General features: G+C 29.1%; 14 protein-coding genes. 5 read left to right on the top strand and 9 right to left on the bottom strand.

What is annotated here, in order from left to right; genetic code table 11:
* The 6 genes from queA to ABY298_RS12450 all read right to left on the bottom strand — a co-directional run.
* On the bottom strand, nucleotides 1-848 hold an 848-nt coding region (gene queA, locus ABY298_RS12475), incomplete at its 3' end, for a tRNA preQ1(34) S-adenosylmethionine ribosyltransferase-isomerase QueA (protein WP_372746391.1).
* Between the two features lie 88 nt (nucleotides 849-936).
* A complete protein-coding gene (locus ABY298_RS12470) occupies nucleotides 937-2,145 on the bottom strand; it encodes a 3-phosphoshikimate 1-carboxyvinyltransferase (protein ID WP_372746390.1) in 1,209 nt (402 codons plus the stop codon).
* Nucleotides 2,146-2,246: 101 nt separating this feature from the next.
* Nucleotides 2,247-2,486: a hypothetical protein gene (locus ABY298_RS12465; protein ID WP_372746389.1), complete on the bottom strand. Its 240-nt coding sequence runs from the start codon at nucleotides 2,484-2,486 to the stop codon at nucleotides 2,247-2,249.
* Nucleotides 2,487-2,813, bottom strand: a complete 327-nt coding sequence (locus ABY298_RS12460) for a nucleotide pyrophosphohydrolase (protein ID WP_291853075.1) — start codon at nucleotides 2,811-2,813, stop codon at nucleotides 2,487-2,489.
* A gap of 37 nt (nucleotides 2,814-2,850) precedes the next feature.
* On the bottom strand, nucleotides 2,851-3,492 hold the full coding sequence (gene aat / locus ABY298_RS12455; protein WP_372746388.1) for a leucyl/phenylalanyl-tRNA--protein transferase: 642 nt from the start codon (nucleotides 3,490-3,492) through the stop codon (nucleotides 2,851-2,853).
* 86 nt (nucleotides 3,493-3,578) lie between these two features.
* Nucleotides 3,579-3,944, bottom strand: coding sequence for a DUF3127 domain-containing protein (locus tag ABY298_RS12450; RefSeq protein ID WP_372746387.1), 366 nt, complete (start codon nucleotides 3,942-3,944; stop codon nucleotides 3,579-3,581).
* 340 nt (nucleotides 3,945-4,284) lie between these two features.
* On the opposite strand from ABY298_RS12450, the gene ABY298_RS12445 reads away from it, so the two are divergent.
* Nucleotides 4,285-5,433 carry a sensor histidine kinase gene (locus tag ABY298_RS12445; RefSeq protein ID WP_372746386.1) on the top strand — a complete coding sequence of 383 codons (1,149 nt, stop codon included), beginning with the start codon at nucleotides 4,285-4,287 and terminating at the stop codon, nucleotides 5,431-5,433.
* A gap of 1 nt (nucleotide 5,434) precedes the next feature.
* Here ABY298_RS12445 and ABY298_RS12440 read toward each other — a convergent pair whose 3' ends face one another.
* Nucleotides 5,435-5,824 (bottom strand): HIT family protein, encoded by a 390-nt coding sequence (locus ABY298_RS12440; RefSeq protein ID WP_372746385.1) that lies wholly within the window; start codon nucleotides 5,822-5,824, stop codon nucleotides 5,435-5,437.
* Between the two features lie 81 nt (nucleotides 5,825-5,905).
* Nucleotides 5,906-6,379: a transcription elongation factor GreA gene (gene greA, locus ABY298_RS12435; RefSeq protein ID WP_372746384.1), complete on the bottom strand. Its 474-nt coding sequence runs from the start codon at nucleotides 6,377-6,379 to the stop codon at nucleotides 5,906-5,908.
* 48 nt (nucleotides 6,380-6,427) lie between these two features.
* On the opposite strand from greA, the gene ABY298_RS12430 reads away from it, so the two are divergent.
* The 3 genes from ABY298_RS12430 (at nucleotide 6,428) to purE (ending at nucleotide 8,698) form a co-directional block, all read left to right on the top strand.
* Nucleotides 6,428-6,925: a hypothetical protein gene (locus ABY298_RS12430; protein ID WP_372746383.1), complete on the top strand. Its 498-nt coding sequence runs from the start codon at nucleotides 6,428-6,430 to the stop codon at nucleotides 6,923-6,925.
* A 51-nt stretch (nucleotides 6,926-6,976) separates the two neighbouring features.
* Complete coding sequence (locus ABY298_RS12425) at nucleotides 6,977-8,122, top strand: 5-(carboxyamino)imidazole ribonucleotide synthase (RefSeq protein ID WP_372746382.1); 1,146 nt, start codon at nucleotides 6,977-6,979, stop codon at nucleotides 8,120-8,122.
* 90 nt (nucleotides 8,123-8,212) lie between these two features.
* Nucleotides 8,213-8,698 (top strand): 5-(carboxyamino)imidazole ribonucleotide mutase, encoded by a 486-nt coding sequence (purE, locus tag ABY298_RS12420; protein ID WP_372746381.1) that lies wholly within the window; start codon nucleotides 8,213-8,215, stop codon nucleotides 8,696-8,698.
* Between the two features lies 1 nt (nucleotide 8,699).
* On the opposite strand, the gene ABY298_RS12415 is transcribed toward purE, so the two are convergent.
* Nucleotides 8,700-8,879, bottom strand: coding sequence for a hypothetical protein (locus ABY298_RS12415; RefSeq protein WP_372746380.1), 180 nt, complete (start codon nucleotides 8,877-8,879; stop codon nucleotides 8,700-8,702).
* 174 nt (nucleotides 8,880-9,053) lie between these two features.
* Between ABY298_RS12415 and ABY298_RS12410 the strand changes: the two genes are divergently transcribed.
* On the top strand, nucleotides 9,054-9,942 hold an 889-nt coding region (locus tag ABY298_RS12410; protein WP_372746379.1), incomplete at its 3' end, for a M3 family metallopeptidase.

Below are 9,942 nucleotides of genomic sequence, written 5' to 3'. Positions count from 1 at the left end.
CCATCAAATGTATTTAATCTACTATTAGAAGAAACAGAGCTTTCACAAGCTCTCATTACTGTTGTACCAACAGCACATACTCTTCTTTTATTATCAATAGCTTTATTTACAATATCAACAGTTTCTTGATTAATAATAGCTTGTTCAGAATCCATTTTATGTTTCGATAAATCTTCTACCTCAACAGGACTAAAAGTTCCTAAACCAACGTGTAATGTTACCTCTGCAAAATCAACTCCTTTAATTTCTAAACGTTTCATTAAATGTTTAGAAAAATGCAAACCTGCAGTTGGTGCTGCTACGGCTCCTTCGTGTTTAGCGTAAATTGTTTGGTAACGCTCTTCATCTTCAGGCTCAACTGGTCTGTTAATATATTTTGGAAGTGGAGTTTCTCCTAATTCCTCTAATTTTTTTCTAAATTCTTCGTAAGAACCATCATATAAAAAACGTAATGTTCTTCCTCTAGATGTTGTATTGTCTATTACTTCGGCAACTAAACTTTCATCATCTCCAAAAAACAATTTATTACCAATTCTAATTTTTCTTGCTGGATCTACTAATACATCCCACAATCTGCTTTCTGCATTTAATTCTCTTAATAAAAATACTTCAATTCTAGCTCCGGTTTTTTCTTTTTCACCATACATTCTAGCCGGAAAAACCTTTGTATTGTTCATAATCATTAAATCTCCTTCATCAAAATAATCTATAATATCTTTAAATAATTTATGTTCAATTGTTTTATCTTTTCTATTTAAAACCATCAAGCGAGACTCATCTCTATGTTCTGCTGGGCGTTCAGCTAATAATTCTTCTGGTAAATCGAATTTAAAATGTGATAATTTCATGTATTTTTTTTATTAAATGTGCGCAAATATACAACATCGACATAGGCGTTGTCAAGTGTTTCCCAATAAATCTTTGTTTTTAAGGTTTTTAGTTGGTTACTTTATCAAAATCTGACCAAAATGTTGGATAACTTTTTGAAACAACATCGGCCTCTTCTATTACAATTGGAACCTTTAAGGCTAATGGTGCAAAAGCCATTGCCATTCTATGATCGTGATAGGTTGCAATGCTAATATTCTCTTTTATTTTTGATGAAGCTTTTAACAATAATGTTTCGTTTGTTATTTCAACTTCACCACCTAATTTTTCAATTTCAGTTTTTAAGGCTACTAACCTATCTGTTTCTTTAATTTTTAAGGTATGAAGCCCTGTTAAATAACATTCAATACCTAATCCAAAACAAGTTACTGCAATTGTTTGAGCAATATCTGGAGCGCTTTTTAAGTTTAAGGTTGGAAAATTATACGTTGTACGTTTGTTTTTAAGGGTTATTGTATTTTCTCCAAAAGTGGTTTCAACACCTAAATTTTTATAAATTTCGGCTAATACTGAATCTCCTTGTAAACTAGATTGTTTATAGGCCGATAATGTAATTTCTGAATTTGGACTTAACGCACACAAACTGTAATAATAAGATGCCGAACTCCAATCAGATTCTACAACTATTGTTTTTGATGAAATGCTAGGTTTTGGATGTATAGTAATAGAATCATCATCCCAAGAAAGCTCAATTCCTAATTCTGCTAACAATGTTAATGTCATTTTTATATATGGAACAGAGGTAATTTCTCCTTTAAATTTTAGCTTCAATCCATTTTTTAAGGTAGCTCCTATTAATAATAATGAAGAAATATATTGGCTACTTACATTTCCTTCAATTTCTACATAGCTGTTTGTAAGTTTTTTTCCTGATATTTTTAAAGGAGGAAAACCTTCCTGCTCTAAATATTCAATATTTGCACCTAATGATTTTAAAGCCTCCACCAATATTTTTATAGGTCTTTCTTTCATTCTTGGCGAACCAGTAAGTACAATTTCAGCACCTTCTTTAACTGCAAAATACGATGTTAAAAAACGCATTGCTGTACCCGCGTGTCCAATATTTATTTCATTAGAAGTACTTGTTAAAGCTTTTTGCATTAACACAGAATCATCTGAATTTGAAATATTTTTAATGATTAAATTTGGATAAAACTGTTGTAAAATCAACAATCTATTTGTTTCACTTTTTGATCCTGTAATTTGAACAATTCCGTTTACAGTTTTTCCTGTTTTATTGATTTTTAACAACTCCATAATACTTCTTAAACATTAAAAAACGCCTTCAATTTTTAATTAATAGCCGCAAAGTTAAACTTCCAGTAGAAGTGTGCAAATTTTCTATAAAAAGTTACTGATTATTTTTTTATAAACTTATAATATCCTGCCATAAAAACACCGTAAAAAGCAGACATTGCGCCTATTCTTTTTACAAAATTAATCCATTTTCCTTCAGAAAAAATATGATCTACCATTATGGAGAAACTCATGTTTTTTAAAATTGAGAAACCAATTTCAAAAAATGAAACCAACACTAAAAAAACAACTGCAAAGCGAATTGCTATTTTAAAAAAGGGAACGTTTTTATATTTATTCATTTACTTTAATTTTTCATTATTTTGATGGCGATCGTGATCTCGTTTAGTTTTTACATCCATTTTTTTATCAAAAGCAGCTTGTAAATCAATACCTGTTTGGTTGGCTAAACACAAAACTACAAAAACAACATCGGCTAATTCTTCGCCTAAATCTTTATTTTTATCGCTTTCTTTTTCACTTTGTTCACCATAACGTCTTGCTATAATGCGCGCCACTTCACCAACTTCTTCTGTTAATTGCGCCATATTTGTAAGTTCGTTAAAATAACGCACGCCGTGTTCTTTTATCCAAGTATCAACTACTAATTGACCATTTTTTAAATCCATTCTATTAATATTTTTAATTTCAAATATACTTAACTAATTATAGTTTATTTTTTAAATACTTTAAAAATTCTGTTCTCGAAATTTCATCAGCTCCTAAACTTTCTAAATGTGTGTTGTAAACTTGGCAATCGAGCAATTTATAATTTTCCTTTTCTAATTTTTTAACCAAATAAATAAATGCCAATTTAGATGTGTTGCTAACTTTGCTAAACATACTTTCTCCACAAAATATATGTCCTAAATCAACACCATATAAACCACCTACTAGTTCATTATTTTCCCAAACTTCAACAGATTTTGCAATTCCTAGCTTATGTAATTTAATATAAGCCTCTTGCATTTCATTTGTAATCCAAGTTCCGCCTTGCCCTTCTCTATAAATAGTTTTACAGTTTGAAATAACTTCAGCAAAATTTTGATTAAAAGTAATTTTAAATTTATTTTTTCGGATAATTTGCTGCATACTTTTTGAAATTTTCAAATCTTTAGGAAACAGCACCATTCTTTCTTTTGGACTATACCAAATTATAGGCTCGCCTGTATTAAACCAAGGAAAAATACCACTTTTATATGCTAGTTGTAATCTCTCTACAGATAAATCTCCACCAATTGCCAAAATACCATCTTTATTAGCTAAATGAACTGGCGGAAAAATTATTTCTTTTGATAACAAATACACTTTTTAATTTTTTTACAAATATACTGAAACAAAAAAAGAGAAAAACTGTAGTTTTTCTCTTTTTAAAATATTGTAATTACCTATTATTAAAATGGTAAATCGTCTGGTTCATTATCATCAATATCAGCAGTTGTTTCAAAACTTTCATCTGGTGGCGTTGAACCTGGTTCAACAGCTTGCGCTCCTTCTATTCTCCAACCTTGAATTGAGTTAAAATAAACAGCTTCTCCTTGTGGGTTTATCCATTCTCTTCCTCTTAAATTGATAGAGATTTTTACGTCTTGCCCAACTTTGTAATTATTTAATAAATCACATTTATCTTGTACAAATTCCACCATTAATGGTTGTGGATATTGCTCATTTGTTGTTACAACAATTTCTCTTTTTCTAAAACCACTTGCTCCAAAAGTTTTAGTTTCATCAATTTTTTTAATTTTTCCTGTAATTTCCATTTGTCTAATTATTTCATTAAAAGCACTTTCCAAGTGCTCACATCATCATTTCTTTTTCTAAAAGTGATTTCACAAATGTATGTTTTTTTAAAGAATCAATCCCAATTAATTGGCTATGTTCTTTTGTAAACTTATTAACATCTACAGTTAAAAAAAGTAAAACATGTAAATTTTAACACAATTTTTTAATTTAAATATTGCTATTATTTTATCCTTTAATTTTACAGAAAATTAAACAGTTAACCTAAATGTAGTTTTAACCAGAAGTAATTAATTGCACTTTAAAATAATATCAATTTAAATTTTAAGTTATTAGTAACATATATTTTATATTTGAACAATGGCATCGTACAAAAATATACATATTATTAGGTGGATAGTAATTATAGCTTCTTTTATAATTGTTGCTTCTATTTTATGGAATACTTATGATTTTTTTCAGAAATTTAAAAATGAAGAAAGAGCTAAAATGGAAATTTTAGCGGGCGCTTATGAACGTTTTAGTATCGCCGATTTAGAGGCTGACATTTCTTTAGAAGATAAAATTATTAGTAAAAACAATAACATTCCAATGATTATTACTAATGAAAAGGATAGCATTACAGAATGGGCGAATTTAGACACTATAAAATCTCAAGAAAAAAACTATTTAAAGAGCCAGTTAAATAGTATGAAAAAACAAAATGAACCAATTTTAGTAAGCCATAATAAAGGAGAAATTAAACAATATATTTACTATAAAGATTCTGATTTATTAACCAAATTAAAATATTACCCTATTGCTTTAATTTTAATATTATTTTTATTTGCCAGTGTAATTTACTTGTTCTTTAAATCTAATAAAGTTGCCGAACAAAACATTTTATGGACAGGAATGGCTAAAGAAACGGCTCATCAAATAGGAACTCCACTATCTTCACTTTTAGGTTGGATTGAAATTTTACGCTTAGAAAATACTGACGAAAACACGGTTGCCGAAATTGAAAAAGATGTTGAACGATTAAATACTATTGCAGAACGGTTTTCTAAAATTGGTTCATACCCTGTACTTAAAGAACATAATATTGTTGAAGCTACTCAAAACTCTTTTCATTATTTACAATCTCGCAGTTCTAAACAAGTAGAATTCAATTTTAAATCTGTTGAAAATAATATTCCTGTAAATTTAAATATTCAACTTTTTAGCTGGGTAATTGAAAATTTAGTAAAAAATGCCATAGATGCGATGGAAGGAAAAGGAAAAATCTCACTTTCAATTTCAGAAAAAGAAAAAGAGGTTTTTATAAAAATAACCGACAACGGTAAAGGGATTCCTAAAAACCTTCAACAAAAAATATTTGCACCAGGTTTTACAACAAAAAAACGTGGTTGGGGTTTAGGTTTATCTTTAGCAAAGCGCATTATTGAAGATTACCATAACGGTAAAATAGTTGTTCAAAAATCGGAAATAGGAAAAGGAACTACTTTTTTAATCTCTTTAAAAAAATAAATTATAAGTTTTCTGCAATTGCTTTTGCTGTTGCAATAAATTCCTCTGGTTGTAACTTTACCTTTTTATTAAACTGAAAATCTTCCATTGCTTGTAATGGAATTAAATGCACGTGCACATGTGGAACTTCTAAGCCAACAACGGCCATTCCAACTCTTTTACACGGAACTGCTTTCTCTAAAGCAATAGCAATTTCTCTGGAGTAGCTCATTAACTTAGCGTATAAATCTTCCTCCATATCAAATAATTTATTCACTTCCTTTTTAGGCACAACCAAGGTATGTCCTTTTGCATTTGGATTGATATCTAAAAAAACAAAGAAATCATCATTTTCAGCAATTTTATACGAAGGAATTTCGCCACTAATTATTTTAGTAAATATTGAACTCATAATTTAAATTTTAATCAAAATTAACAAACCCTTTTCAATTAGCAAACTGAAAAGGGTTTGTTTCAATATATTTAATAGCTATTATCTAGAAATCTCTAATATTTCAAAACTCATAATACCGCTTGGCACTTGTATTTCGGCAACCTCACCAACTTTCTTTCCTAACAATCCTTTTCCTATTGGAGAATTAACAGATAGTTTTCCCTCTTTAATATTTGTTTCAGAATCTGCCACAAGTGTATAAGAAAACTCCATATTATTGGCAGTATTTTTTAATTTCACTTTAGAATGAATTAATATTTTTGAGGTATCTAATAACGATTCATCAATTACTCTAGCGTTTGCAACAACTTCTTTTAGTTTGGCTATTTTCAACTCTAAAAGAGACTGTTCTTCTTTTGCTGCATGGTATTCTGCGTTTTCACTTAAATCACCTTTATCTCTTGCTTCAGCAATATCATTACTGACTCTTGGACGCTCAACACGCTCTAAATTGTCTAATTCGTCCTTTAATTTTTTTAACCCTTCTTCGGTGTAGTACGAAATTTTACTCATAATTATCATTTTAATTAAAGACAAAAAATCTCAAAACTGGAAACCAGTATGAGATTTTACACAAATGTACAAAATATTTGTAAATTGCAACCGTTTAGCAATAAACTTGATATTATAACTATGCGTCATCTAATTTTATTATTTTGCTTAATTACTTTTTTTTCATGTGAGAAAAATGAAACTTATGATTTGTTACCAAGCACAAGCGTTGATGTGGGGATTAATTTAAATTTACCCAAATATCAAAACTTATTAATTCCATCTGGCTGGGTTTATATTGAATCTGGATCTAATAATGGATTGCAAGGTATTTTAGTTATAAATACTGGCTTAACACCAAAATACAAAGCCTTCGAAAGAGCTTGTCCAAACAACGATTGCTCTTCTGCTATGACGTTTGATGGCAGCTTAAAATTAAAATGCAGTTGCGATAGCAGTGAGTATAGTGTTATTGATGGATCTCCTCAAACTTCAGGAAATTCTCAGTTTGCACGTGAATATACCGTAACTGTTGTTAGCAGTACTTATATAAATATTACTAACTAATAGTTACTTATTTAAAAACAGATTACTATTTTTGTCCGAAAGGATAAAAAAGTGATAAATTATTTTTCTTCAAATTTTAAATTAGGTGTTTTAGGTGGCGGACAATTAGGCAAAATGCTTTTAACCGAAACTCAAAAATTTGACATCTATACCAGTATTTTAGATGCCGCAGCAGATGCTCCGTGCGCACAAATTTGTAACGAGTTTCATTTAGGAAGTTTAATGGATTTTGATACTGTTTACAATTTTGGTAAAACAGTTAATTTATTAACCATTGAAATTGAACATGTTAATATTGATGCGCTACTAAAATTAGAAAAAGAAGGATTAGAAATTTATCCGCAACCTAGTGTTTTACAAATTATACAACACAAAGGAAAACAAAAAGATTTTTTTGTTGAAAATACTATTCCAACATCACCACATAAACGTTTTTCATCTTTAGAAGAATTAAAAAAGGAAACTCTAAAATTTCCTTTTGTATGGAAATCAGCTCAGTTTGGTTATGATGGAACTGGTGTTAAAATTGTAAAAAACCAACACGATTTAAATTCTTTAACAGATACCGATTGTATAATAGAGGAGTTAATTCCTTTTAAAAACGAATTAGCTGTAATTGTTGCCAGAAACAAAAATGGCGAACTAAAAACATACCCAGTTGTTGAAATGGAATTTCATCCAGAAGCTAATCAGGTTGAATATGTTATTTGCCCTGCTAGAATCTCTGATGAAGTAGCTTTAAAAGCAAAAAATATAGCTCTTAAAGTTGCAGAATCTTTTCAGCATATTGGATTGTTAGCCGTAGAAATGTTTCAAACCGATGATGACCAAATTTTAGTAAATGAAGTTGCACCACGCACACATAATAGCGGACATTATAGTATAGAAGCATCGTACACTAGCCAGTTTGAGCAACATGTTAGAAGTATTTTAAACCTTCCTTTAGGAAATACCGATAGTAAAGTTGCCGGAATTATGGTGAATTTAGTTGGTGAAGAAGGATTTTCTGGTGATGTTGTATATGAAAATATGGAAGAAATTTTAAAAATGGATGGTGTAACTCCACATATTTATGGTAAAAAACAAACACGTCCTTTTAGAAAAATGGGTCATGTTACTGTTGTAAATAACAATATTGAAAAAGCTAGACAAATAGCAGAAAAAGTAAAAAACACCATTAGAGTTATAAGTAAATAAATATCCTTTTATTTTCTAGATTCGTTAACCTGAAACAAGTTTAGAATAACGATATTTTTAAATTGTATTTCAAAATATAAAAATTAAATTATGAGTAAAGTAGGAATAATAATGGGAAGTGATTCTGATCTTCCAATTATGCAACAGGCAATAGATATTTTAAAAAGTTTTGATATTGAAACAGAAGTTGATATTGTTTCTGCACACAGAACTCCAGAAAAACTATTTGATTATGCAAAAAGTGCTCATAGTAGAGGAATTTCAGTTATTATTGCAGGTGCAGGTGGCGCAGCGCATTTACCAGGAATGGTAGCTTCTATGAGTCCTTTACCCGTAATTGGTGTTCCAGTAAAATCTAGAAATTCTATAGATGGTTGGGATTCTGTACTATCTATACTTCAAATGCCAGGCGGTGTTCCAGTTGCTACCGTTGCTTTAGATGGAGCTTTAAATGCCGGTATTTTAGCAGCTCAAATAATTGGTAGCTCAAATACAATTATTTTAAATAAAATTGTTGAGTATAAAGAAAGTTTAAAAACAAAAGTTATTGCAGCTTCAGAAAAGCTTAATAAATAATTTATAAATTATTTATTTTATCAATAGTCACTTTATCACCAGTTTTATTTACATATGTAAATTTTGGCATTAATGTGTTTATTGGCAATTTATTACTTTTATTAATCATTTTTAAATTTGTTTTTTTAGTTTCATCAAACTTTAAATCTTCATTTCTATCATCTAAAATTAAAGCTCCCATATTCAAGTAAATTTGTATTATTAAAAACGTTTCCTAATAATGAATAGTATATTTTTTAGTGTACTTTTTTATAAAATATTCTAACCTATTCTAATTTTATGACACTCTACCTATAAAATAGTCACTTTAATAATATATTTGCATTCTACAAATCAGTTTTTTCAATAATTAATTATGAATAATCCTCTTTTAAATAAATTTAACACACCTTTTTCATCTGCACCATTTTCACAAATAAAAACCAACCATTTTAAACCTGCTTTTATTGAAGGCATAAAAAAGGCAAAAATTGAAATTGACGCAATTATAAATAATAAAAGTGTTCCTACTTTTGAAAACACTATTGAAGCTTTAGAATTTAGCGGACAGCAATTAGACAGAGTTTCTAGTATATTTTTTAACCTAAACTCCGCAGAAACCTCTGATGAGATTCAGCAAATAGCACAAGAGGTTTCACCATTATTAACTGAATTCTCTAACGATATTACTTTAAATGAAGATTTATTTAAAAAGGTTAAATTAATTTATCAAATTAAAGATGAACTAAAATTAACCGATGAACAAGACATGTTGTTAACCAACAAATACAAAAGTTTTGTTAGAAACGGTGCAAACTTAAATGAAGTACAAAAAGCAGAGTTAAGAAAAATTGATGCTGAATTGTCTAAACTAAAATTAACATTTGGAGAAAATGTTTTAGCAGAAACACATGATTTTGAATTGCATTTAACAAACAAAGAACAATTAAGCGGTTTACCCGAAGGTGTTATTGAAGCGGCTGAATTAACAGCTAAGCAACATAATAAAACAGGTTGGGTTTTTACATTAGACTATCCAAGCTATGTGCCATTTATGACCTATGCCGATGATAGAAAATTACGCGAAAAAATGTCATACGCTTTTGGTGCAAAAGCTTTTAGAAATAATAAAAATGACAATCAGCAAATTGTTTTAGATATTGCAAATTTAAGACACAAAAGAGCTGTTTTATTAGGTTACACTTCTCACGCTAATTTTGTATTAGAAGAGCGCATGTCAGAATCTCCTAAAACGGTACTTACAT

The organism is Lutibacter sp. (assembly GCF_041596795.1).
Classification (GTDB): domain Bacteria; phylum Bacteroidota; class Bacteroidia; order Flavobacteriales; family Flavobacteriaceae; genus Lutibacter.
This window is presented reverse-complemented; position numbering and strand designations above follow the sequence as displayed.